The sequence below is a fragment of the Acinetobacter sp. AHP123 genome (genome assembly GCF_023757925.1).
Lineage (GTDB): Bacteria > Pseudomonadota > Gammaproteobacteria > Pseudomonadales > Moraxellaceae > Acinetobacter > Acinetobacter oleivorans.
In genome coordinates this window covers 3,698,584-3,724,254 of sequence record NZ_CP092454.1, presented here as the reverse complement: position 1 = coordinate 3,724,254, position 25,671 = coordinate 3,698,584, and the positions used below count along the sequence as shown (strand labels likewise).

Below are 25,671 nucleotides of genomic sequence, written 5' to 3'. Positions count from 1 at the left end.
AGTTCTTCTCCTATCTTACTATTAAAATTATTCAACTTGTAGGCGTATACGGCCACGATTGTTTTCATAGCAGTTCCAAGCATCGTTAGCATACGCATATAAATAACCAGACTGTTTAGGCGTATATTTACATCCATCACTAATTAAGAAAGTTTCATGTGGTATCCAATTACCTTGACTATCGACCTTTCCATTTGCAATTGCCCCAACTAGACTAAACCAGTTCAATTTTTCATGTCTTTTTGTGAATTTAAAATCCGCAGAATGATTGCCTGTTATTTTTTTAAACAAGTCCTCTGCTTTGCCTAAAAGAGATCCTGCAACTTGAATCATTTCAGCAATTTGAAAGTCACCATCCTTAGTACCAGCTGGTCCACATTTAATCGAACTGTCCGTCCATTCACCTGAAGCGCTAAAACTATAGGTTTTACCTTTTTCTAGCCAAATCCCAGTTTGATTCCAAGGATTAAGTGCATAAATATCTAAACTACAAGGTAGTGTCCGAATAAATTTATAAGGACTTTGCTTAATAGGCGGTGTATCAAGTCTCTCTCTTACAGAGTCATGGATAGCAATAGAATTATTTAATTGAGGAGAACTGCGAGGTAAAGATGGAAATGTATAGAAGATACCTGTATAGGAGTTATGTAATGTATCCTGAAAAAGAGGAGTAATTTGTTGTTCAAACTTTGGATTGATTGCTAAATTAAGATGTTTTGCTTCATCAATCATCCATTTAAGAGTGATATGTGATAATCCATGATCTTTATAACCTCCTCCAACATCAGAATGAACGCCTGCAAACCAAACTTGTTTAGTATTGGCATTTGGATTACTCCATAGAGTAGGTTGAAAACTTGCGCGCATTTCGTCAAGGGCTAAAGCTTGGCGTGCATTAATTATTATTGGACTTAATTCAGTATCATGAAAAGTATAGTTTTCAAAGCTATCAATAAGATTTAATAAGCCAAAATAATCGGGTATTCCAAGTGATCCAACGGTTTCCCATACACCAATAAACCAAATAGGCACGGGTGTACTATAATTGGTCTTCAATTTCCATCCTAAGGAAATCCATGTGTTTTGAGTCTCGATTTTTTTTCTATAACCCTGTTTGAACACACGGTCTATTCTGTTCCATATTTCAGTTTCATTTAACTCTTTAAGATCTAATAACCCTGAATGATGTACTAAACCTGCTAAGCTTCTTACTGTATAAGCACCGCGGCTAAAACCAAAGAGAAAGATTTTATCTTCTGGCTCATAATATTCACATAGTTCGCGATATGCGCTTTTAATATTTTTATCTAATCCTTCTCCAGTTCCACCATTAATTAATTTATCCCATTTTGTACCATCTGTGCCTACCCCTGGGTGATAATACTTATGTTGTGCTATTCCATTATTATCTGTATCTGCTAAGGAATTGTATAACTGTACAACGTTAGTTGGTGATAATACTCCTTGATCTTGCTGATCAGTTGAGTTCCATGTTCCATCACAACAAATAATAATATTTTTCATTTCTTATTTCCTAATTATTATTTATTTAATAATCAACTCTTTCTAAGAAACAATCTAATCAGATTTTCTGTAAATATTCGGTTAACTCCATGAAATAAATTGATTTATTAAATTTTGTTTAAAAATTAACCTAACAAAGTCTTTTTTGTTTATTTAAACTAATTGATCAGTAAATATATTTTTATTCAATGCTAAAAAATAGCTTAAATTAATTTTTCAAACCGTAAAAACATTTATCTGCTCTCAACCCAACCGCTCTACTTTAATACGATTGTCATGTCCTACGCTTGACGCCAACAAGAGCGAATACTATCCTTTGCGGGCTAGCCTACATTGCTAGCGGGTTTTAGCAGACCCTATTTAACAAAGACGATATTCGAAACTTAGTTTTGTGTATCGTGAACTCGTTCGCCCCCTTTTTCTCTACGGTAGGGCGGAAGGGGGACACCTTCGGGTGTGCTGGTTTCTTTGTTGCCAGTCTGCTAACCCTCTTTCGTCCTGCCACCATCATTTAGCAGTGATCGGTAGGATTTCTTTTGTTAACAAAGGAGTCCGCTATGCGTACTAATTATTCTCAATTTTTGGCCTTTGCCAAACTCTCTCTGCTCATACCACCAAACTGGTCTTTAAAACGCTTTAACCGTTTGTAGGTTTTCTACGACTTTAAATCGTTACGACTACAAAATCATAGCAACAATAAACCCGAGATAGGCGAGCACACCATTTTGTGCCGCTTTTGCATACCTGTTTTTAGCACTCAATTTAAGAGTGACGGCACTTCTATCTCTTTTACATACAACAAAAAATTATTTTAAGCGGTATACATGAAAAATTTAGAATCTTCATTTAGAGCACTGCGCGTGCTTCACGTAGCAAAAGATCTATTTAATCAGGATGGTTTTAATAAAGTTGGTGTCGACCGGATTATTGCGGAAGCCAAAATCCCCAAAGCTACTTTCTATAACGACTTTCACTCAAAAGCACGACTCATCGAGATGTGTCTCACTTTTCAAAAAGACGCGCTCAAAGTAAAAGTGTTTTCAATTCTCAAATCTTACCGTGAAGAAATGGTGCTTGATAAACTCAAACAGATTTACCTTCTACATGCCGATTTAAATGGCTTTTATCGTTTACCCTTTAAAGCAATTTTTGAAATTGAAAAGCTCTACCCAAAAGCCTATCGCGTGGTGATTGAATATAGAACTTGGCTAATCAACGAAATTTATAAACTGCTTTTAACCATCAAAACTACGGCTTCAATGAAAGACGCCCACATGTTTTTGTTTGTGATTGATGGGGCAATGGTTCAACTTTTGAGTAAAAACAGTGTAGATGAGCGAGACAAGCTACTCGAGTATTTTTTAATAATGCTGTCTTAGCGATAAATTCAAACACTTTCTAAAAGGAAAAAAGCCCGTAACTGGGCTTTTTATTTATTCGAGTTCAAGCTGATCGTCATCTTTCGTGACTTTAATTTTCAACTTTTTATATTTACGTTTGTTTGGGTCTAAAGCAGAGTTTGACACTTCATCAGCAAACTTTGGATTTTGCATGAGTTTTGCATAGGCTCTGTAACCTATGCGAATTCGGGTAGGCGGACAATCTGTTCTTTTGGAATAATATTCAATCAGTGAATTTAATTCCTTTAACAAACTCTGATGTTCCATTGTATTGATTATTTTCTATTAATTAGTAAGTTATTTTTAGCATACTAAACTTTAGAAAATTTCTAAAGATCTAGTTGATATACATTACATTTGTTAAATGTGATTTGAATTGCATTAATTTCATAAATAGTGATTTATTTTACTTTTTATTCGAGGTTTTTGATTTCTTTTTAATCAAATAGTCATAATTAAGGGTTAAATTAATTTTAGAAAAAGAAAATAGATAGAAGATTGCCACGAACAAGAACTATTTAAGCAATTTTCTCGAACTGTAGTATTCAGCTGACTTTAACGAGTCGGCTTTTGTTTTTGTGGTTAGGTTTTAAATTTCCTATTTATAGAAATTGATGCAGCAGTTCATCCATACATCTACTTATACTTAAAAATAAAAGCCCAATAATGGGCTTTTATTTTGATATATCTTGATTAAAACTTAAGTTTTTTAAGGCCACGACTTACACCATTTTGTAAGGCTGCTTTAATAATTGGGCCAATAAAAGGAACGCGACCTTTAAAGCTAATGGTGTATTCCAAACGAGTACGGTTATTTCCCAAGTCAGTAAACTTCATTACACCACGGTGACCCCTAATTGGGCTAATGCCGCTCGTGATTGCGTACTCGATCAGTTCATTTTCTTTATAGACTAAATTTGTTTCTACAAATGAAGGGGTGAGTGGAATAGACATTTTACGTGCAGAACCAACACCATTACGGGCGTCTTTGCCGTTGCTAATACGAGTCACTTTAGCAGGAGCGAAAAGTTTGCTTAGGTTTTCATGCTCACTTAAGGTTGCAAAGACTTTGTCTACGGGTGCATCAAATTCTTGTACGATGTTGATTTTTTGAGTTTTTAACATCTTATTCCCTCTATAAATTATTTTGACATGGATGATTGTCAGAATTTGGATATTAGCATGCTTTGGGTAATGGGGGAATTCTTCTTCGTCGGAGTTATCTTAAGTCCGAAAAAAGCATTGCGATAAATTCACAATGCTTTTTGGTCTTTTCTTAATTTTTTAAAGAAGGGCTGAATCACAGACCAATTGGTTGAAACCCAGCAAATAAAGGAACCCGCCGTTACCATTGCTGTTCCTTGCCAAAAGCTCACTGAAAGTTGAGTTTGTAAAACAAACATCGCCAAAATAGATGAGATAATCGGGGTGAAATAAGAGGCCACCACAAGTATGGTAATGTTTCCATGAATGATGCCAATGTTCCAAGCAGCATAACCAAAACCCATGGCAGCGGATGCCATTAAAACGGTGATAAAAGCTGGAATATCCATTGATGGAATAGCGAATTGCCCCGAGACAAGCAGCTTGAGCCATAAAGTGAGCGCGACACCAACAAAGAAAATGGAAATGGGGTTTTGCCCATTGCTCATTTTTTTAGTGATTACACAGTAAAAAGCCCAGATGATGGCACCTGTAAATGCCAAAATATAGCTCAGTGGGTTGCTATGAAAATTATCGACAAGACTATTTAGACTAAAATCACCGCTTCCAGTTTGAATAAAAATAATGCCAGAAATTGAAATAAGTAAGCCAAGAATAATAAGAAAATTAAACTTTAATTCCTTAAAAATCACGAAAGCCAAAACCGTTAAACTCGGCCACAAATAGTTAACAATACTAATTTCAATGGCTTGTCTTGCTGTCTGAGAATAAGCAATCGCAAATGAAAAGCACACCTCATAAGCCACGAACAGAATTGTGCCAAATATTAAGTATTTTTTAGAGATCTGTTTAAAGTCTGGGACTTTGAAAATGGCCAGTAACAGTAGCGCACTTAAAGAATAAATAAGCGTAACACCTAGCTCAGGTCCAAGGGCGGCGCTGACTTGTTTCATCAGACCGACCAGAGATGCCCACATGAGAATGGCACTTAAACCAATCAATGTTGCTAGATTTTTTGACATAAAATTCAGTAAATAACGGTTAAAAAATGGTAAAAGGTTAAGTTGTACTAATGAAAGGAATCAATTTTCAAGCTAAGGAATATAGGACAAATTATATAAAATATAAACAATTAAATTTATTGATTGGTTGAATCTGCTATGTTTATTTAGCATTCAATTGAGTAACGAAATTTCGAATAAAACAACATTCTTACGAGGAAAATATGGAAGTCATTAAAACGGTTGGTGTTGTTGGAGCAGGTGTAATAGGTGCAAGTTGGACGGCCTTATTTTTATATAAAGGATTTAAAGTTAAGGTTTACGACCCGTATCCTATAAATGAAGCGGTCTTTAAAAGCAGAATATCTGCAAATTTAAATGATTTATTGGCTTTAGATCAAAACGTTGAATGCACTCATACTCAACCAGATGTGCTGCTTCATCTGGAAATTTTTAATCATTTAAAAGATGCAGTCTCAGACGTAGATTTTATTCAAGAAAATGCCCCTGAACGTCTCGATGTAAAACAACAGCTATATAAAGAAATCACAGCATATTGCCCTGAACATACTATTATTGCTTCAAGTTCATCGGGCTTAAAAGTGTCTGATTTTCAAAAAGAGGCACAACATCCTGAACGTATTTTATTAGGTCATCCTTTTAATCCGCCACATCTTTTACCTTTGGTCGAGATCGTTGGCGGTAATTTGACTGATCCTCAAATTTTAAAACAGGCTTCTGAGTTCTATAAACAACTGGGCAAAAATCCAATCATTTTAAATAAAGAAGTAAAAGGGCATGTCGCAAACCGTTTGCAGGCTGCGCTATGGCGAGAAGCTTTTTCATTGGTTGAACAAGGCGTGTGTTCTGCCGAAGATGTCGATGTCGCGATTACCAGTGGGCCGGGTTTAAGGTGGGCGCTATTTGGTCCCTACATTAATATGCAGCTGGCAAACCAAAAGGGTTTTAAAGAGGCAATTCATCATTTAGGCCCACCGATGACAGAATGGTGGAACGATATGCAAGCATTTCAACATTCAGATGAGACAACAGAGTTGTTAGAAGCAGAAACCAATCAGCTTTTAACTCAATATAAAGATATCGATTTATACCAAACCAGAGATAAGGGGCTGGTCGATATCTTAAAGCTCAGACAGCAACTCAAATTAGACTAAGTCAAATTTTTAAGACAAAGCCAGTCATTTTATTGCAGGGATGATTGGCTTTTTAATGGGTCAAATAATAAAAATATCTCTAGCTGAAATAATCCTACATTCATTAAATGTTACTGAAATCTCTGTCGCGTTGCATTTGAACTATATGCCTTACGTGAAGAGTAAGAATCGTTGCAAACCGTAAAGAAAGCCTCCTCATAATCAAAGGACATCATAGAAAATAGAGGAATATAAAATGCGCGCTCTTACTTACCACGGTGCAGAAGATGTTCGAGTAGAAACAGTAGCAGACCCTATTATTCAAGAACCGGATGACATTATTTTACGCGTGACTGCCACAGCGATATGTGGCTCTGATTTACATTTATATCGAGGCAAAATCCCTAGAACCGAGCAAGGCGATATCTTTGGGCACGAATTTATGGGCGTGGTTGAAGAAGTCGGTCCAGCCGTCACCACAGTGAAAAAGGGTGATCGAGTGATTGTTCCTTTTGTGATTGCCTGTGGCGAATGTTTCTTTTGTCAACTTGACCTGACCGCTGCCTGCGAAACCACCAATACAGGACGCGGCGCAATTATTAATAAAAAGCAGATTCCACCAGGCGCAGCTTTGTTTGGTTATAGTCATCTTTACGGCGGTGTACCGGGTGGGCAAGCAGAATATGTGCGTGTGCCAAAAGCCAATAAAGGCCCTTTTAAAGTGCCAACTTCACTGTCAGATGAAAAAGTACTGTTCTTGACTGATATTTTACCCACTGCTTGGCAAGCCGTGACCAATGCCCAAGTGAAACGTGGCTCAACCGTTGCAATTTATGGTGCTGGTCCAGTCGGACTGTTAAGTGCTGCTTGTGCCAAGATGCTCGGTGCTGAAAAGATATTTATGGTCGATCACAATGACTATCGATTGAACTATGCAGCGGCAACATACGGCGCCATTCCAGTTAATTTTGATGAAGTCGATGCTGCCGAATTTATTATTCAACATACCGACAATTACCGTGGTGTCGATGCTGTGATTGATGCAATTGGTTTCGAGGCAAAAGGCAGTGTGATTGAAACAGTTCTCACCAATTTAAAGCTTGAAGGTTCAAGTGGTGCAGCACTGCGTCAATGTATTGCTGCGGTTCGCCGTGGTGGTGTGGTGAGTGTACCGGGTGTCTATGCAGGCCCGATTCATGGTTTCTTATTTGGTGATGCTTTTGATAAAGGCTTAACTTTTAAAATGGGACAAACCCATGTGCATCAATATTTACCGCAACTCTTGGAATTGATTGAGCGTGGTGATTTGTCACCTGAAACGATTATTACCCATCGAATGAAATTAGAAGATGCCGCAGAAGGATATCGCATTTTTAATGAAAGAGAAGAGGATTGCCGTAAGGTAATTCTGCTTCCTTAAGATTCTCAATCTTATAATTTAGTTTTAAGCCTCTTATTGAAAGGGGCTTTTTTATTTTCAAGATGCACAATTTTTAGTGCAGCTTTTTACTTTCCATTCTAAATCGCACTCAAATTGCCCAAGTTTAGTATTACTTTTAATCAAAATCGTAATACTAAGCTGGCATGTCCTTTGCATAGTCATAAACAATCAAAAGTGATCTAGGGTTCCGATACTTCATGTATGACTGGACCGAGAGTTCACGGTTCCTAGCGAACTACACGGAGGGATAAAAGCCCGGGAGGAAGTCTAAAACTATCCGACAGGAGTAGCTATGAACACTGCAAGTTATCATAACAATCAGGCGATTTGGACCGAACTTTTACCCGGAGGACATCACTGGTCGGGTCGTATTCAAAAAGGAACTATTCTTAGATTTACATCGCTTGGCGCTCAGGCAAATGTTTCTTTGTTTTGTGTAAATGCTGCCGATGTGCTTGAACGTTATAACATGCCCGACAGTTTAAAAGGACAACATACCTCTTATTTGAAAGCTTCCAATGTGTTGTATTCAGACCTAGGCCGTGTCATGGCTTCCATTGTTCATGACGATCATGGTTGGAACGATGCACTTTGTGGCCCAAGCCGACCTGAGCAAATTGAAAAGCAATTTGGTGCGCGTACATTTCAAGATGCCCGCAATGATATGTACCAAAATGGCTTAGACAGCTTACTCATTGAAATGTGTAAATACGGACTTGCCAGCCAAGACCTGAGTGCCGCGGTTAACTTATTTTCTAAAGTTGTGCCAGATGAAAACGGTGCTTTGTCTTATGTCAGTTCTGACAATACCGATCAAAGCATTGAACTGCGTTTTGAAATGGACTGCTTACTATTTTTATCTGCTGCACCGCATGGTTTAGACACCAGCCCAAGCTATCAACCCGCCGATATTCAACTCAGTCTATTTAAAGCCAATTCTCTAACAGACAGCGATATTTGTCGTGATGCATGTTCGCAAAATCAGCGCGCGTTTCAAAACACAGCCCGCTACTACGCGCTTAGCAATATTTAAATCAGGAGAAGCATCATGACAGTTTTACAATCATTTGAAAAAGCAGTTTTAAATGAAGTTTGTCCTGCGGGTGAAGCGTGGATGTGCGAGGTTAAAAAGGGCCAATATTTTCGAATTATTGATCTTGAGGGAAACCAAGCGGTCGATACTTTGTTTATGAGCGCCGAAAACCCAACTGAACGTTATAGCGCAATGGATACTTTGGCTATTAACCAACAGATTTATTTAGAAAAGGGCACCAAGCTCTACAGTAACTTTGGCCGCCCAATAGCCGTTATTCATGATGATAACTGTGGCCGCCATGACACCATTGGCGGTGCTTGCTCATGTGAAAGTAATACGGTTCGCTATGCACATGAAACCTACCCAATGCATAGTTGTCGTAACAACTTTATGTATGCCTTGGCAAAACACCCGATTGCAAAAAAGCATGGCTTAAATGTCCGTCATATTGGCCCAAATATTAACTTTTTTATGAATGTGCCTGTTATGCCAGATGGCCAGCTTAAATTTGATGACGGAATTTCAGCGCCGGGGAAATATGTCGAAGTTCGTGCAGAAATGGATTTGATTGTTTTAATTTCCAATTGTCCACAGCTCAATAACCCATGTAACGCCTATAACCCAACCAAAATTCAACTGGTTGTCCGTGAAGCGGAAGGGGTATAAGCATGTTTAAAAAAGTTCTAATTGCCAACCGTGGTGCAATTGCTTGTCGCGTCATTCGCACCCTTAAAAAACTTGGGATCGCTTCGGTGGCTGTTTATTCGGAAGCCGACCGAGATTCATTACATGTGACTTTAGCCGATGAAGCTTTCTTGATTGGTTCTGCGCCTGCACATCAAAGTTATTTAAATATTGAAAAAATCCTTGAGGTTGCTAAACAGTCGGGAGCAGAAGCTATTCATCCCGGTTATGGTTTTTTATCTGAAAATGCCGAGTTTTGTGATTTGTGCGAAAGCCAAGGTATTGCGTTTATTGGGCCTACTTCAAGCCAAATGCTCGATTTTGGTTTAAAACATACTGCACGTGAACTCGCAATTCAAAGCAATGTGCCTTTACTTCCGGGCAGTTCACTACTTGCAGATGAAGCTGAGGCCTTAACCGAAGCAGCACGTATTGGCTATCCGGTCATGCTGAAAAGTACCGCGGGCGGTGGAGGTATTGGTATGCGTCTGGTATGGAATGAAACCGAGTTAAAAGATGCTTATCAAACCGTATCTTATTTAGCGCAAGTCAATTTTAAAGATGCAGGTTTATATTTAGAAAAATTTGTACAACATGCGCGCCATATCGAAGTTCAAATTTTTGGTGATGGGCAAGGGCAAGTTTTAGCGTTGGGTGAGCGTGATTGTTCGGTACAACGCCGTAATCAGAAAGTCATTGAAGAAACACCCGCGCCAGACTTAAATGAACAGCAACGTGAGTATTTGCAAAAAGTTGCGATTCAATTGATGCAGTCGGTGAACTATCGCTCGGCAGGCACGGTTGAGTTTGTTATGGACACCGAAACCCAAGAATTTTATTTCTTAGAGGTTAACACGCGTTTGCAAGTCGAGCACGGCGTGACCGAGCAAGTGTTTGGTGTCGACTTAGTCGAGTGGATGGTTACTTTGGCAAGCGGTGACTGGTCAGCACCGACTGAAAAGTTAGAGCCAACAGGACATTCCATTCAGGTTCGTCTTTATGCCGAAGACCCGATTAAACAGTTTCAGCCGAGTGCAGGCCTGCTTACACATGTTCAATTTGACCCGCAAGCCCGAGTCGAAACATGGGTTGAAACAGGTTCAACGGTATCTTCTTTTTATGACCCAATGATTGCCAAAATCATTGTGACTGCTGCAACACGGGACCAAGCCATACAGGTAATGGGTATTAGTCTTGCCAACACGCAAGTGGCTGGTATCGAAACCAATTTAGAATATTTGCAAAATATTATTGCTTGCGATGTGTTTGCTTTAGGTACTCAAACCACTCGATTTTTAAATACGTTTGAATGGAAAACTCAAAAAATTGAGGTGTTGCAGGCTGGTATTCAAACCGCCATTCAAGACGTAACAGGTCGATTAGGTTATTGGGATGTCGGGGTGCCGCCATCAGGTGCTATCGATCCACTCAGTTTAACTGTGGCAAACCAACTGTTAGCCAATGAGCCAAATACGGCAGGGCTGGAATGTACCTTGCAAGGACCAACTTTAAAGTTTCATTGTGACAGCCAAATTGTCATTACTGGCGGTGATATGCCGTCAAAACTTGATGGTGAACTTGTGCCGATGTGGCAAACCATCAATGTAAAAAAAGGCCAAGTTTTAAAATGCGGACTTATCCGTTCAGGTTGCCGTAGCTATATTGGTGTGAAAGGTGGTTTCGATGTTCCTGACTATTTAGGGTCACAGGCAACTTTCACTTTAGGGCAGTTTGGTGGGCATGCAGGCCGTAATTTATTAATTGGCGATATGCTGCCGATTACTGAATATTCCGCTCAATCGACCACAGCTTTAGCTCAAGCACAAATTCCAAGCTTTACCCAAAACTGGGAAATTGCAGTCATGTATGGGCCACATGGCGCGCCAGATTTTTTCACCAAACAAGATATTGATACCTTCTTTGCGAATGAGTTTGAAATTCACTATAACTCAAGCCGCACAGGCATTCGTTTAATTGGACCAAAACCTGAGTGGGCACGTGAAGATGGCGGAGAGGCAGGCTTGCATCCATCCAATATTCACGACAACGCTTATGCGATTGGGGCAATTGATTTTACGGGCGATATGCCAATTATTTTGGGTCCGGATGGTCCGAGCTTAGGTGGCTTTGTCTGTCCTGCGGTAGTGATTCATTCCGAGCTTTGGAAAATCGGGCAGCTTAAAGCAGGTGATAAAGTCAAATTTGTGCCTGTGAGTTATGCACAAGCAAAAGCACTCGACCAAAAATATCATCAAAGCTTAACTGTGACCGATACAACTCAGATCGATTTTAATCCAGCCACTCAAGCAGAACCCGATACTCTAAAAGATGCAGTTTTGGCAATTTTAGAAGGTGAATCTGATTTACCAAGCGTGACCTATCGACCAGCAGGAAATAGCTATTTATTGGTGGAATATGGTGAGTTAGTCCTCGACCTAAATTTACGTTTCCGTATTCATGCGCTCATGCAATGGGTCAAAGATCAAAACATTCAGGGTATTATCGACCTAACACCGGGTATTCGTTCACTACAAATTCATTTTGATTCAATTCAACTCGATCAACTGGAGCTTCTACAGAAACTTCAGCAAGCAGAAGCCGAATTACCAGACATTCAAAATATGCAGGTGCCTTCACGAACTGTCTATTTGCCTTTAGCTTGGGAAGATTCGCAAACTCAACTTGCCACCGAGCGCTACACACAAATTGTTCGTCCAGATGCGCCTTGGTGCCCAGATAACGTCGAATTTATTCGTCGTATTAATGGTTTGGCTTCCAAGCAAGCAGTTAAAGATGTGGTCTATAGCGCAAACTATTTGGTGATGGGTTTAGGCGATGTGTATTTAGGAGCACCTGTTGCAACACCACTCGACCCACGCCAACGTTTAGTCACCACAAAATATAACCCTGCACGAACTTGGACACCTGAAAATGCCGTGGGTATCGGTGGTGCCTATATGTGTGTGTACGGCATGGAAGGGCCTGGTGGCTATCAGTTTGTTGGCCGTACCACTCAAATGTGGAGCCGTTACCGTAAAAATGCCAATTTTGAAGAAGGCAAACCGTGGTTATTGCGCTTTTTTGACCAAGTGAAGTTTTATGAAGTTTCTGAAACTGAACTTTTACAAATGCGTGAAGACTTTAAGGCAGGTCGACTACAACTTCGCATTGAAGAAGGTGTGCTCAACTTAAAAGAATACAATGCGTTTTTAAAAACACATCAAGATAGTATTCAGGCCTTTAAAGATATGCAACAAGCTAACTTTGAGGCCGAACGCCGCCGTTGGCACGAAGCGGGCTTGCAAGAATATATTTCTGAAAGCCTAGATGCTGTTGATGAAGGTGAAACCGTAGTTATTCCTGAAGGCGGCTGTGCAGTCGAATCACACATGCCGGGGTCAATCTGGAAAATTGAATGTGCATCGGGAGATATAGTTGAAGAAGGTGCAACCCTTGCAGTAATTGAAGCAATGAAAATTGAAATTCCAATTATTGCGCCCGAACGCATGAAGGTTGAAACTATTACTATTGAAAAGGGGCAAACCGTAAAAACAGGACAAGTATTATTTACTTTGGCACCTGTGGCCTAAATTAAAAAGAGAGCATCGATATCGATGCTCTCTTTAAATCTTATGCTTCGGTCAAATGCTTTAATACTTTATGACCATGTTCAACCGCTTCTAATTTAATTTTCGACTCTGGGTTACCTGATAAAGGCGATACGTCATAAAGCAAGTAAGTGGCACTTAACTGCATTTGCGTATATTGAATTGAATATTGAACCGCTTTTAAAAAGCTATCGATTAAGTTTTCTTGGTCGTTCACCATGTTGGCTTCTGTTTGGCCGACCGTCATACTAATAATGACTTTTTTGTCTTTTAATTTATCGCCCTGAGAGCCATAGGCAAACTGATAAGTAAAAACTTCATCAAACCATAATTTCAAAATTGCCGGCATATTAAACCAGAACATTGGATACTGCAGGATGATGGTGTCATGGCGTAACAAGGCTTCTTGTTCAGCACTTACATCAATTTGGTAGTCTGGATAAAGTTGAAAAATATCTCGGACTTCAAGGTCTGGATAGGTTTTTACGAGTTCATTCACAATCGTTTTATTTGCAATCGATTGAGCGTAGTAGGGATGAGCTAAAATCAGTAAAGCCATGAGAGTGCCTTTAAACTATAAAAATAATAGTCACTATAATTTTTATAGTATTGGCGTACAATAACTATCAAAGTTGATAGGTAGCGTTAAAAAATGGCAAATACTGAAAATACATGTGAAGTCACGGTAAATGGAAAAACCTATCCATGTCATATCAGTATGGCTATGGACTTGGTGGGTGGAAAATGGAAATGTGTGATTTTGTATTATTTAAAAGATAAGCCGAAACGCTTTAATGAAATCAAGCAACTCATTCCTACAATTACTGAAATGACGTTAAGTCTTCAACTCAAGCAGTTAGAGCAAAGCGGTTTAATCTCTAGAACGGTTTATGGTGAAAAAGCACCGATCAAAGTTGTCTATGAAATGACAGATTTTGGAAAAACTTTTAGGCCAGTTTTAGATTCTTTATATGTATGGGCTCATAGTTTTATTAGTTTATCTGAGGTTGCAGAATAAAAGTTCGATTCACAATTATTATAATTAATATAAAAGATTGATTTTTTAATGCTCACTTCAATTAGCCCCATCCCTGTGCATGGGGCTTTTTTTGTGCCCAAAAATCACTCATAAATACCCATAAAGCCTATCAAAACGACGCTTAAAAACTGGCACATTTTCTGCATCTCTTATCAGTAATACAAAAACTGAATTTGGTAATACCAAACTAGAGGTGCGATATGAACGATGTAAAACCTGTGGTTCAACCAAAGCCAACGTTAAAAGCCTTTTTAGTCGAATTGCTTAGCGTACGTGCAGGCGTATATATCAAGCAAAACAATCAGCCGCCTAAAACAAAAGGATAAGACTGTGGCAAAACAAAAGTTGGCTCGAATCAGTATTACTGTACCTGAAACGACCCTCAACGCACTCGACCAAAAAATTGTCGAGCAGAACTATGAAAGTCGCTCGCAAGCCATTGTCGACATGATTAATAAACACCTGATCGCAGAGCAGGCGCAGGCTAATGAAGTCATGGTGGGCACCTTGACGTTACTTTATGACGCTAGCCAAATGACCTTGCGTAATCAATTGGTCGATTTACAGCAACAGTTTTTAGCGCAGGTGATTAGTTCACTTCATATTCAGCTCGACCAACAAAAGATATTGCAAGTCATGTTAATGCAGGGCGCGAGTTCTGAACTTAGACAAATTAGCCAGCAATTTATTGTGCTGAAAGGGGTGATCAAAGGACATCTAGAACTGATGGATGCCGTCATGCCACCTATACAGCAAAATGACTAAATGAGGAGTAGTGTGTTGAAAAAATTATGGACTATCCAAGACTGGAAAACAGCATATCAAAATGGGCAAATCCATCTTGAAGATTTGATTGGTTACGTTGCAGAAATTAAAAATGATGACCATGCATGGATTGAAATTGCATCGAACGAGCAGATTCAATCGCAAATTGATGTTTTAAAAAACCAGAATATTGCTGACTTACCTCTGTACGGAGTGCCATTTGCAGTCAAAGACAATATTGATGTTGCTGGCTTTCATACCACTGCTGCCTGTAAAGAGATTCAATATTTAGCTAAGAAAGACGCTGCCGTAGTTGCCAAACTAAAAAAAGCAGGGGCGATTGTGGTCGGTAAAACCAATCTCGATCAGTTTGCGACTGGGCTGGTTGGCGTTCGCTCTCCATACGGTGCAGTAAAAAATAGTTTTAACCCTGAATATATCAGTGGAGGTTCAAGCTCAGGTTCATCAGTGGTGGTTGCCAACGGCATTGTGCCTTTTAGTTTAGGGACAGACACGGCAGGTTCAGGGCGTGTACCTGCGGGTCATAACAATATTGTGGGCCTTAAGCCGACAAAGGGCTGGTTTTCTACCACAGGTTTAATTCCTGCCTGTCGAACTATTGATGTCATTTCTATTTTTGCACTGCATGTTGATGATGCGTGGACCATTGCCAATTTAATGCAGGGCTATGATGAAACAGATGAATATTCACGAGCACATCCAGCCAATGTACCGACTCAATTTTCTAAACGAAAAATAGCTATTCCAGCTCAGCTTGAGTTTTATGGTGATCTTGAATCTGAAAAAGCCTTTTTAGTTGCAGTCGAGCGCGTAAAAAAACTGGGCTATGAAGTTGAGAGTATTGATTTCAGCGCGTTTAATGAGCTTGCTGCTGCACTGTATAACGATGCTTGGGTGGCTGAAAGAACAGTCGCCGTTGAACGTATGACAACACGTGAAAAGGCTCATCCAGTCATTGCTCAAATTATTGCGCAGGCAGATAAATTCAAGGCAACAGATGCACTTCAAGCTGAATATAACCGCGCCGTTCTGGCTCGAAAAATTAATTTGGCATTACAACCTTTTGATGCCTTGATGGTTCCAACAGCGCCAACCATTTACACCATTGCCGAAGTTGAAGCCGACCCATTGACTAAAAATGCGCACATGGGAGCCTATACCAACTTTGTCAATTTTGCCGATCTTTCAGCTTTAGCCTTACCTAATGTACTTCGTGAGGATGGTCTACCAAGCGGCGTAACCTTTATTGCACCAGCTTGGCACGATCAGACACTCGCCAATTTTGCACAGCTTTGGCAAACCGAAACATCACTGAGTTTAGGTAAATCAGCTCAACATTATCAAAAAAGTATAAACATCCACTCGAATCATTCAGTGCAGCTTGCTGTAGTGGGAGCACACTTAACAGGCATGCCACTTAATTTTCAGCTCACTAGCCGTAATGCCACTTTGCTCAAGAAAACACAGACCGCAGAGACTTATAAACTCTTTGCCTTAAAAAATACCACGCCACCAAAGCCAGGATTGCAATGTGATGTAGTAGGAACATCAATTGAAGTCGAAGTGTGGGATGTTCCTTTAGCAAATTTTGGAGCCATTGTGGCTGAAGTACCTGCACCTCTTGGCATTGGGAACCTGAAATTAAAAGATGGCACATGGGTCAAAGGCTTTATTTGTGAAGCTTATGCCATTCAAGATGCAATCGATATTAGCCATTTTGGAGGCTGGCGAGCCTATATACAGTCACTCAATCAAACCGCTCAAAGTGTTGTTAGTAAAAATGTTGGGGAAGTTTATATATGATTAAAAAAGCGTTTTTATCCGTATCTATTTTATCGGCAGTTGTATTGGGTGGTTGTGACAATACCGCTAAAGTGCCTGAGGCTAAACAAGATGCTCAGGCATCTACAAATACAAAACCAATTACGATTGGATATAGTGATTGGCCGGGCTGGGTGGCTTGGCAAGTAGCCATTGAAAAAGGTTGGTTAAAAGAAGCAGGGTTAAATGTAGAGTTTAAGTGGTTTGATTATTCGGCTTCGCTTTCAGCCTTTTCCGCAAATCAGCTCGATGCTGTGTTGGTCACCAATGGCGATAACTTGGTAACAGCTTCGGGTGGCACACAAGGCATGATGATCCTAGCAACGGATTATTCTGCGGGCAATGATGTCATTATTGCAAAAGAGGGCATTAATACCATTCAAGACTTAAAAGAAAAATCAATCGGTGTCGAAAAAGGCTTGGTTGATCATCTTTTGCTAGCAACAGCTTTAACTGACCATAATATTAAAGCTAATGATGTGAAGCTGGTAAATTCAGCGACGAACCAATTACCTCAAGTGTTTAATAGCCCCGATATTTCCGCGATTGCTGTTTGGCAACCTGTTGCAGGTCAGGCATTAAAAGCAGTGGCAGGTTCTAAAATTATCTATACCTCTAAAGACAAGCCGGGTTTAATTTATGACACTTTGACTGTCAATATGAGCCACTTAACTGCTCATCAAGAAGAATGGAAAAAAGTTATTCAGGTGTGGGACAAAACAGTTAAATATATTAATGACCCCGCAACACATGCCGATGCAGTTAAAATCATGGCAAACCGTTCAGGGGTCGACCCAAAACAATATGAGTTGATGGTCAGCGGTACGCATTTATTAGATATCAATGCTAATAAAAAAGTATTTGCTAAATCTCAAGGTTTTGACTCGATTTATGGCTCTAGCTACCATGTCAATAAATTTAATGTCGAAAACGGTATTTATAAAACTGAACAAAATGTAGATGGGCTGATTTATCCGACACTCATAGAACAACTCAAATAAGTTCTATAAATCAAAAAGCCCAAGTTGAACTTGGGCTTTTTAATGCCTGACTTATTTTTCTGTACTGATCTGAGTCATACGTGGAATTTTTGGTAAATCTTGTAAAGCAGGGTCAAGTTCGTCTTCTTCAGCATGAACTAGATAATCAACCCGTGAACGGAGCTGTTTAAACTCAGGTGTAGTCATTAAGTCCAGTGAGCGTGGATGTGGTAAATTAACTTCAATAATTTCCTTAATTTCACCTGGGTTGGCTTTGAGTGCCACAATTCGGTCTGCCAGTAAAATGGCTTCGTCCATGTCGTGAGTGACAAAAATAATGGTGATATCAATGTTTTGCCATAAATCCATTAAGTGCTTTTGCATTTTTTGACGAGTGTGTGGGTCGAGTGCACCAAAAGGTTCATCCATGAGTAAAATTTTAGGTTGATTAACCAAGGCTCTAGCAATCGCAACCCGCTGTTTCATACCACCAGAAAGTTGATGTGGATACTGATTTTCATATTTTTCTAAACCAATAATATTGATCCATTCGCGTGCTTGAGCTTCGGCTGTCATTTGACTAGCGCCGCGCATTTGCGGACCAAACATCACATTTTCTTTTACAGTTTTCCACGGAAAAAGGGTATAACCCTGAAACACCATGCCGCGTTCAGGACATGGACCCGTAATGCATTCGCCGTCTACTAAAACTTCTCCACTATGGTATGGGTCTAAACCTGCAATAACACGGCTCAGTGTCGATTTGCCGCAGCCAGAAGGACCAATCACACAAATAAATTCTCTTTTATGAATTTTTAAATCGAGCTTATTTAAAACAGTGCGTTCGCTGTGACCATGCTTAAAGACTTGGCTCAGTTGTTTGGCTTCTAAAATAACAGGGCGTTCATAAATTTTTTGAAAGTATTCATGCGCGTTAAATGTTGAATCGTTCATTATTTTGCTCCTACTTTCCAAGTGAACATCCGCTCACCTAACTTCATTAATAGCCAGTCACAGACCAGCCCAATTACCCCAATAATCAAAATAGCTGCATAGACATTGTCAAAGTTTTGATAGCGTGCCTGTTGGGTAATAAACCATGTAATACCTGAAGTCGTACCAATCAACTCCGAAACAATTAAATAGGTCCAAGCCCAGCCGAGTAACACACGTAAATCGCGGTAAATATCAGGTAAGGCAGCAGGAATCACTACATGGAATAAACTTTTGAGCTTATTGGTGCCAAGCGTATAGCCAGCTTCAATTAAGCTTCGATCAACCATTCGTGTGGTATTGGCAATAATGAGAATTTGCTGAAAGAGCGTACCAATCACAATAATGGCAATTTTAGGTGCGTCATTAATCCCTAAAATTGCCACTGCAAGTGCACCAAATGCAGGTGCGGGTAAGTAACGGAAAAACTCGACAAACGGTTCTGTTAACAGGGATATCCGCTTAGAAAAACCACACAAAATACCCAGTGGAATCCCAATCAAGGAAGAGATAAAAAAGGCTGAAAATACCAGTTTAATACTGTGCCATAAACTTTGATGAAACCACGGCGAATCAGGTTGTTCTGGTGGTGTGGTAAAGGTGGTGACCAAAGCCTTAGCGACTTCATGGGGAGCGGGTAAATAAATCGGATTGACTAAAATACCTTGTGGTGGTGCAGAATTTCGATTGACTGCATTTTGTGCTTCGAGATAGAACACATTTTTATCAATGCGACTTCCTACTTGTAAGTAAGAAACACTTCCCGAACTCGTGATTTGTACTTGAGGATGCCAAACAAAAGGTAAGTAACTGATTGCGCACCAAAGACATATTGGAATAACGAAAGAACAAATACTGAGAATCAGCTTGTTCTTTCGCGTAAATTCCTTTGCAACATAACCCATATTGACAGCTCCCCATTTTGATCAGTATTACGATTTTCATAAAAAGTAATATTGTTAAGCAAAATAGGTGCCATCTTTAAGGAGCTCTTAATGAGTTAAGAAGATGAGGGAACTAAAGTTTCATGTAAATAAACCCAATAACATTTTTCGCCGTCTACTTTAATGCAGGCTGTAGAGGTACGTACTGTCTCCGTTTCATCAGTTTGCTGATGTTCCTGATATTGCACCCAACAATAATTTTCAAATTCGTATAAAGCTGTACTCTTAATAATATCGATTTTTAAAGAAGGTTTTTTTCCAATATTTTGGCTAAATAAACTATTCACTTCGGCGAAACCAATGCTGTGACCTTGAACGGTGACCATCTTAAAATTTTGATCAAAGCTCTCTAAAAGAGGCTTAAGACTTTGCTCTGCATTTTTTCCTGTAAATACATTTTCTATTAAAACATGTAGTTCAATGACACTTTGAATGGCTTGATCCATTTGTTTAGACACGTATTTTCTCCTTTAAAACGGGAATGAGTGAAAGTAAGCAGAGCAAAGCTGCAATTAAAAAAGTATGTTGATAGCGAAGCAGATCGCTTGAGCCAGACATCAAGTTATATATCGAAATGAGAACAACAGTACCGACACTAAATGAAACTTGTCGATTAATATTCCAGAGCACACTTCCTTGTAATAAATCTTGACCTGAAAAATCAATCAGTGAGCTAATTTGGGCAATGTTGGCACTTAGACCGCCACCCATACCCATTAATAAATAAGCAATCACTAAAAAGCTGATTGGGCTAGTGTTTGAAATACAAAATAAAAGAAATATGCCAAGGCTATGTAGGGTTATTCCAATAATAAGAAGATACTTCTTACCTAACCGTTGATAGAGCAGGCTACCACTAATCATGGCTGCGAGTGCCCCAGTTGCATAGAGCAACATGAACAAACCAGTTTGTTTTGCATTAAAGCCAAAGTTAAGCTGTAAATTAAAAATATTGAGTAAGTTAACGCCAGTAAAAATACCCGGAACGGCGTAATAGACAATAAATGCATTACGTAAATTTTTATTTTTTAATAACTCAAGATTAAGAACAGGATGGGAAATTTTTTTCGCATGTCGAATGTAAAAAATAAGCATTCCGACTGAAATTAGAAAGCTAGTTAGAGCGAATGAGGCGTTATGGTAATCACTATAAAATGAAAAGGAGAGTAATAAAGATAAAAGGCTTAAATTAAAAATCACTAAGCCTTTTATGTCTGGTTTTTCACTCGAAACATTCTCTGTTTTTTTAACCCATAACCATGCCAGGGCTGAGGCAAGTAAAGAAAAAGGAAGGTTAGATAAGAATACCCATCGCCAATTCAATGAATCAATAATTACGCCACCAATGGCAGGTGAAAAAGCTGGCGCAATCAAAGCAATTGCCATAATTAATGTAGAAATGCGTTGGCGTTCTTGGTTCGGAAAGAATGCATATACGAGAGCTTGCCCGACTGGAATTAATAAGCCTCCAGCTACGCCTTGAATAAATCGCCAAAAAATTAAGCTATAAATCGATTCGCTAAAGCCAATAAAGCAGATGCTTATCGAAAATAACAGCATCGAATAACACAATAATTTTTGGTTCCCAAGTTTGGTGGCGAACCATAAACTCATGGGCATAATTAAAATGAGGCCAAGAATATAAGCATTTGTTACCCAAGCGACCATGGATTGGCTAACTGAAAATGACGATGCAATATTAGGCAATGCAATTGCAGACATAAAAATGTTGATGCAATCAATAAAGAACCCAAGTAAAAACACTGTTGCTATTTTATATCGATAAGACATACCTACCTCCGTGCAGGCAGGGTAAGATCCAGCTCTTTTATTGTCGATGCAAGCGAAGTAAAATCATTGTTTGATAATTTTAAACAATTGGCTTAATTGTGCAAAAAAACCTCAAGCAAATTACCAGTTTTTTACAAGTCGTTGATTCCGGCTCTTTTACCAAGGCGGCTGAAATTTTAGGCTTAAGCCGATCAATGGTGAGTATTGATATAAAACAATTAGAAAAGCAGCTCAATACAAGCCTGTTAATTCGCAACACCCGTAATATTGCATTAACTGAAATTGGTCAGCATTTTTATGAGGATTTTAAACAAATCCAACTGCAGATTGATGAGGCATTTGAACGAAGCCAACACTTAGGTACAAGCATTACAGGCACTTTAAGATTTTCGTCTACCAATGAATTTGGCCAACGTTTCATTTTGCCTTTACTGCCTGATTTTTGTCGGCTTTACCCAGATTTACGTTTACAGTATTCGTTTAATTCATCTCTCGATGATTTAGTGACTGAAAAATTAGATCTGGTTATTCGGCTAGGAAATTTAAAAAACTCATCTCTAAAAACTCGAAAAATCGGAGAATATCCAATTTATCTTGTGGCTACTCTGCAGTTTATAAAAGACCATCCTATAAAAAATATATCTGATTTAGCGAATGTTCCTTGGATTGGCCACACTTTATTAAATTGGCAAGATTCACAATATATTTTGCAAAACAGTTTAGGGGAGCAATATTCATTACCTTTTATTCGAAGTCAGTATGAATCAAACTCGGTCACTGCAATTCATCAAATGACTCTTTCATCTTTAGGTGTGGCGATTTGTCCTGCATGGTTAGTTGATGAAGATATTCAACAAAATCGCCTAATTCGGTTATTTCCTGACTTTTCATTACCGCCACAAAGTATTCAATTACTTTATCCTCATACCTCTAATTTACCGGCCAAAACGAGAGCATTTATAGATTATTTAATAGCCAATCTTTCTTTCAGTTAAACTAAAAAATATGTAAGTCATGGAAGATAAGCTAATTTATATAAATAGACAATTCTGTCTGTTTTTTATAAAATATCGATGATTATGACTCAGTTTTATAATAACGATGTCCCATAAAATATTTCAAATTTTAGATAGTTTAGGTTTGGTCGCACAGAATCGTGTACTTCATGTGCAATTTTCCAACCCATCATTAAACAATCAAGTCTTCTTACAACGCATTGAGGGCGAGCATACGCTCAACCAAGGTAGCGTTGCTGAATTATTGTGTCTGTCGACAAATGCGCATATTGCATTAAAACAATTTATTGGCTGTCCGGTGGCCGTCGATCAGGTGACAGACACAGGCCAATTTTTTAGAACAACAGGCATTATTACTGAAGCGAGCCAAGGGCAAAGCGACGGCTCACTGACTATTTATAATTTAACTTTAAAAGACCCAACTGCACTTTGGCATAAACGCCGCAATAGCCGAGTGTTTATGAATAAAAGCGTGCGCGATATTAGCGAAATTCTATTTAAAGAATGGCAAGGCAAAAGTCCATTATTTGCCTCAAGTCTAACGCTCGACACATCTGGTTTAGCTAAAGATTATGATGTGCGTCCATTTGTGATGCAGTCCAATGAAAGCGATTATGACTTTTTAACCCGCTTGTGGCGTAGCGAAGGAATTAACTGGTTAATCGATGAATCGCAACTTTTGGTCGCTGACCCGAATGCTTCTATTCAGCCGCAGGTGTTACGTTTAATTGACGATAACCAAAATTATAAAGCTCTTGAACGTCGTAGCCTACGTTACCAACGCAGCAGTGCTACAGAACCGTTCGATACCATGACCCAAGTTAAAGCTGAGCGCCGCTTACAACCAACCTCGGTTCATGTGCAACGCTGGCAAGCTGATGCCCTACAACAAGAAGAAGGCAGCGGTAGCGTACAAGGCACACAAAAGCACAGCGAACACTATGACAATGCGAGCCTAAACCTTGAAGATGCATGGCATGTCAGTCCAGCATGGATGCAGGACCTAAAAGGCGAAGACCAAGCTACAGCTTCGGGTAATAGTCAGATTGAACAGCTTAACCAGCACATCAATGCTTATCATCACCTGAGTTCTAAACAGTTTACCGTTTCGGGTAACGTCCGTGATGCACAGGTCGGTTACTGGTTTGAGCTGAATGACCATCCTGAACTCGACCAGCATGATAGTGCCGATAAAGAATTCTTAATCTTAAGCAAGCATTACTATAACCAGAATAATTTACCGAAAGAATTACAACAGCAACTTGAGCGTCTGTTGCCAAAAGACAAGCTCAAGGTAGCTCAACTCGACAACCAAAACCCAGAGCAACGCCACTTTGCTGAGTTGAATGTCGTTCGACGTAACATTAAAGCTGTCCCTAAATATAGCCCGCTAGAACACCGACCAGCCGCTTACCCGCAGCGCGCTAGAGTGGTGGGGTTGGAAGGTGAAAGTATTCATGTCGACCAGTGGGGTCGTATTAAAGTCCGCTTCTTGTTTACCCGAACTGACGACCATAGCCATGACGGTGGAGCCGGCAGTAACGACAATGACACAGACTCGGCTTGGGTGGATGTACTGACCCCGTGGGCAGGTGCAGGTTATGGTGCACGCTTCTTGCCTCGTGTGGGTGAGATAGTTGTGATCGATTTCTTTGACGGCAACATTGACCGCCCGTTTGTGGTGGGCCGTATTCATGAAGCTGAACGGTATCCAACGCAATTCGACCAGAAAGGTCAGCTACCCGACACCAAAAAACTGAGTGGTATCCGCTCCGAAGAAGTCGACGGTAAGGGCTTTAACCAACTCCGTTTTGATGACACGACAGGCCAGATCAGTGCCCAGCTCCAAAGCAGCCATGCGGCCAGTCAGCTCAACTTGGGTAACTTAAGCCATCCAAAAGACAACGCGGAAAGTGATGGCCGTGGTGAAGGTTTTGAACTTAGAACAGACCAATGGGGTGCAGTTCGAGCAGGTAGTGGCTTACTCGTTAGTACCCACAAACAGGACCAAGCTCAAGGTGTACACCTTGATGCAAATGAGACCAAACAACAAATAGAAGGCTGCCTCAACAATGCCAAGGCACTCAGTGAAGTTGCTAAAAATCAGCAAACTGATCCATTGGAAGTGCTTGAGAACTTAAAAACGTTCATAGAGCAAATTGAAGAAAAAGATCAAGACAAAGCTGCCGCTTTTAAGCAAGCCTTGATGATATTAACTGCACCTAACAGCATTGCCATAGCCAGTAATGAAGACATTCACCTCAGCGCAGATGCTCAGTTAAGTCAAACTGCTGGTGATAGCATTAACCTGACTACTCAAAAGAACCTGATTGCGCATGCCCAAAATAAAATCAGCCTTTTTGCAGCGCAAGAAGGAGCGAGACTCTATGCAGGCAAAGGCAAAGTCGAAATACAAGCACAAGGGGACGGAGCAGATTTAATTGCCCGTAAAGCTGTTCAGATTATTTCAACAGAAGACAAAATTGAAATTAGTGCTTCTAAAGAAATCGTTATCACGGCGGGCGGATCACAAATCAAGATTAATGGCTCGGGAATTTTCCCTGTTACGGGTGGTAAGTTTGAGGTAAAAGCTGGGCAGCATTTGTTTATGGGGGGAGGAAGTGCGAATTTTAGTTCTTCACTACCGCCTCCGCCAAAACGTAGCCCAGGAAATTTAGAGCTCATCCATGATTATGCGCACGGTGAGTTTGTTAAAGGTGGTAGTTATACGGTTGTTGATAACTTAGGAAAAGAAGTCACTGGCAAGCTGGATGAGAAGGGATTTGCAAGAGTTTCTGGCTTAGCAACAGGTGCAGTAAAAGTCTTCTTTGAACCAGATCACCGTGATCCTTGGGATGCAGCAAGTGACTTTAAACGTCCAGTTGAGTGGCCAAATAAGAATGATGCGGATACTGATCAATCAGATTCATTAATTGCACAAATGAGTAAAACAGCCCAGTCCAAACTTGGTGAATTATCTAAACAATTAACCAATCCTGCGAATATTAGGAAAAATATTCAAACTGCACAAAGTATAAAATCTGAAGGGGCAAAGGCTTTAATGCCAATGTTAAAAACAGAGGCGCAGGGATTAGTGACTGATCAAGTGAAAAGCTTTTTACCCATTTCAGAAGTAGGCCAAAAAATAGGGAACAACATTGATCTTGCATCAATTCAAAAAATAAATGACTTCAGCAAATTAAGTTCTGTTGATGGCGGTAGCTTGATAACTAATGCTCTTCCTCAATATTTGCAAAGCCCTTTTAAAAAGAATTCGTAGAGAAATAAA

General features: G+C 39.7%; 22 protein-coding genes and 1 riboswitch. Of the genes, 13 read left to right on the top strand and 9 right to left on the bottom strand.

The genetic code is table 11. From position 1 onward, the window contains the following. Positions 1–27: 27 nt before the first annotated feature. Positions 28–1,524, bottom strand: a complete 1,497-nt coding sequence (locus tag MJX77_RS17655) for a T6SS phospholipase effector Tle1-like catalytic domain-containing protein (RefSeq protein WP_252059915.1) — start codon at positions 1,522–1,524, stop codon at positions 28–30. Positions 1,525–2,348: 824 nt separating this feature from the next. Here MJX77_RS17655 and MJX77_RS17650 point away from each other — a divergent pair. Beyond that, a complete protein-coding gene (locus tag MJX77_RS17650) occupies positions 2,349–2,903 on the top strand; it encodes a TetR/AcrR family transcriptional regulator (RefSeq protein WP_252059912.1) in 555 nt (184 codons plus the stop codon). A 54-nt stretch (positions 2,904–2,957) separates the two neighbouring features. Here the strand turns inward: MJX77_RS17650 and MJX77_RS17645 are convergent, their stop codons facing one another. From MJX77_RS17645 to yddG, 3 genes are all read right to left on the bottom strand, one after another. Next, positions 2,958–3,191 carry a hypothetical protein gene (locus MJX77_RS17645; RefSeq protein WP_004793244.1) on the bottom strand — a complete coding sequence of 78 codons (234 nt, stop codon included), beginning with the start codon at positions 3,189–3,191 and terminating at the stop codon, positions 2,958–2,960. Positions 3,192–3,617: 426 nt separating this feature from the next. After that, positions 3,618–4,049 (bottom strand): SRPBCC family protein, encoded by a 432-nt coding sequence (locus tag MJX77_RS17640; protein ID WP_252059909.1) that lies wholly within the window; start codon positions 4,047–4,049, stop codon positions 3,618–3,620. A gap of 128 nt (positions 4,050–4,177) precedes the next feature. Further along, positions 4,178–5,110, bottom strand: a complete 933-nt coding sequence (gene yddG, locus MJX77_RS17635) for an aromatic amino acid DMT transporter YddG (protein ID WP_252059907.1) — start codon at positions 5,108–5,110, stop codon at positions 4,178–4,180. 203 nt (positions 5,111–5,313) lie between these two features. Here yddG and MJX77_RS17630 point away from each other — a divergent pair, with 203 nt between their 5' ends. The 5 genes from MJX77_RS17630 to uca all read left to right on the top strand — a co-directional run bounded on the left by MJX77_RS17630 (position 5,314) and on the right by uca (position 12,994). Beyond that, positions 5,314–6,264: a 3-hydroxyacyl-CoA dehydrogenase NAD-binding domain-containing protein gene (locus MJX77_RS17630; protein WP_252059905.1), complete on the top strand. Its 951-nt coding sequence runs from the start codon at positions 5,314–5,316 to the stop codon at positions 6,262–6,264. 235 nt (positions 6,265–6,499) lie between these two features. Next, complete coding sequence (locus MJX77_RS17625) at positions 6,500–7,663, top strand: zinc-dependent alcohol dehydrogenase (RefSeq protein WP_062849162.1); 1,164 nt, start codon at positions 6,500–6,502, stop codon at positions 7,661–7,663. 189 nt (positions 7,664–7,852) lie between these two features. Beyond that, positions 7,853–7,948: riboswitch (guanidine-I (ykkC/yxkD leader) on the top strand. Between the two features lie 28 nt (positions 7,949–7,976). Then, positions 7,977–8,717, top strand: a complete 741-nt coding sequence (locus tag MJX77_RS17620; RefSeq protein WP_252059903.1) for an urea amidolyase associated protein UAAP1 — start codon at positions 7,977–7,979, stop codon at positions 8,715–8,717. A gap of 15 nt (positions 8,718–8,732) precedes the next feature. Further along, complete coding sequence (locus tag MJX77_RS17615; RefSeq protein ID WP_252059900.1) at positions 8,733–9,386, top strand: urea amidolyase associated protein UAAP2; 654 nt, start codon at positions 8,733–8,735, stop codon at positions 9,384–9,386. Between the two features lie 2 nt (positions 9,387–9,388). Continuing rightward, a complete protein-coding gene (gene uca / locus MJX77_RS17610) occupies positions 9,389–12,994 on the top strand; it encodes an urea carboxylase (RefSeq protein WP_252059898.1) in 3,606 nt (1,201 codons plus the stop codon). Between the two features lie 40 nt (positions 12,995–13,034). Here uca and MJX77_RS17605 read toward each other — a convergent pair whose 3' ends face one another. Beyond that, positions 13,035–13,571 (bottom strand): NAD(P)H-dependent oxidoreductase, encoded by a 537-nt coding sequence (locus tag MJX77_RS17605; RefSeq protein ID WP_009388792.1) that lies wholly within the window; start codon positions 13,569–13,571, stop codon positions 13,035–13,037. Between the two features lie 93 nt (positions 13,572–13,664). Between MJX77_RS17605 and MJX77_RS17600 the strand changes: the two genes are divergently transcribed. From MJX77_RS17600 to MJX77_RS17580, 5 genes are all read left to right on the top strand, one after another. Beyond that, positions 13,665–14,030, top strand: a complete 366-nt coding sequence (locus MJX77_RS17600) for a winged helix-turn-helix transcriptional regulator (protein WP_252059896.1) — start codon at positions 13,665–13,667, stop codon at positions 14,028–14,030. Between the two features lie 221 nt (positions 14,031–14,251). Beyond that, the gene (locus tag MJX77_RS17595; RefSeq protein ID WP_001000625.1) at positions 14,252–14,377 is read left to right on the top strand and encodes a hypothetical protein; all 126 of its coding nucleotides are present in this window, start codon (positions 14,252–14,254) and stop codon (positions 14,375–14,377) included. Between the two features lie 4 nt (positions 14,378–14,381). Continuing rightward, on the top strand, positions 14,382–14,816 hold the full coding sequence (locus MJX77_RS17590) for a CopG family ribbon-helix-helix protein (protein ID WP_001118705.1): 435 nt from the start codon (positions 14,382–14,384) through the stop codon (positions 14,814–14,816). A 12-nt stretch (positions 14,817–14,828) separates the two neighbouring features. Further along, positions 14,829–16,640: an allophanate hydrolase gene (gene atzF, locus MJX77_RS17585; RefSeq protein WP_252059894.1), complete on the top strand. Its 1,812-nt coding sequence runs from the start codon at positions 14,829–14,831 to the stop codon at positions 16,638–16,640. After that, positions 16,637–17,659 (top strand): ABC transporter substrate-binding protein, encoded by a 1,023-nt coding sequence (locus MJX77_RS17580; RefSeq protein ID WP_252059893.1) that lies wholly within the window; start codon positions 16,637–16,639, stop codon positions 17,657–17,659. Before atzF ends, MJX77_RS17580 begins: the two co-directional genes overlap by 4 nt. A 51-nt stretch (positions 17,660–17,710) precedes the next feature. On the opposite strand, the gene MJX77_RS17575 is transcribed toward MJX77_RS17580, so the two are convergent. The 4 genes from MJX77_RS17575 to MJX77_RS17560 form a co-directional block, all read right to left on the bottom strand. Next, positions 17,711–18,592 carry an ABC transporter ATP-binding protein gene (locus MJX77_RS17575; protein ID WP_252059891.1) on the bottom strand — a complete coding sequence of 294 codons (882 nt, stop codon included), beginning with the start codon at positions 18,590–18,592 and terminating at the stop codon, positions 17,711–17,713. Next, positions 18,592–19,536, bottom strand: a complete 945-nt coding sequence (locus MJX77_RS17570) for an ABC transporter permease (RefSeq protein ID WP_252059889.1) — start codon at positions 19,534–19,536, stop codon at positions 18,592–18,594. The genes MJX77_RS17575 and MJX77_RS17570 overlap by 1 nt, the downstream gene beginning before the upstream one ends. 95 nt (positions 19,537–19,631) lie before the next feature. After that, positions 19,632–20,033 carry a hypothetical protein gene (locus tag MJX77_RS17565; RefSeq protein ID WP_252059887.1) on the bottom strand — a complete coding sequence of 134 codons (402 nt, stop codon included), beginning with the start codon at positions 20,031–20,033 and terminating at the stop codon, positions 19,632–19,634. Beyond that, on the bottom strand, positions 20,026–21,366 hold the full coding sequence (locus MJX77_RS17560; RefSeq protein ID WP_252059885.1) for an MFS transporter: 1,341 nt from the start codon (positions 21,364–21,366) through the stop codon (positions 20,026–20,028). Before MJX77_RS17560 ends, MJX77_RS17565 begins: the two co-directional genes overlap by 8 nt. Before the next feature lie 98 nt (positions 21,367–21,464). On the opposite strand from MJX77_RS17560, the gene MJX77_RS17555 reads away from it, so the two are divergent. Beyond that, positions 21,465–22,361, top strand: a complete 897-nt coding sequence (locus MJX77_RS17555; protein WP_252059883.1) for a LysR family transcriptional regulator — start codon at positions 21,465–21,467, stop codon at positions 22,359–22,361. Between the two features lie 106 nt (positions 22,362–22,467). Further along, complete coding sequence (locus MJX77_RS17550; protein ID WP_252059882.1) at positions 22,468–25,662, top strand: DUF2345 domain-containing protein; 3,195 nt, start codon at positions 22,468–22,470, stop codon at positions 25,660–25,662. The last annotated feature ends 9 nt before the right edge of the window (positions 25,663–25,671 follow it).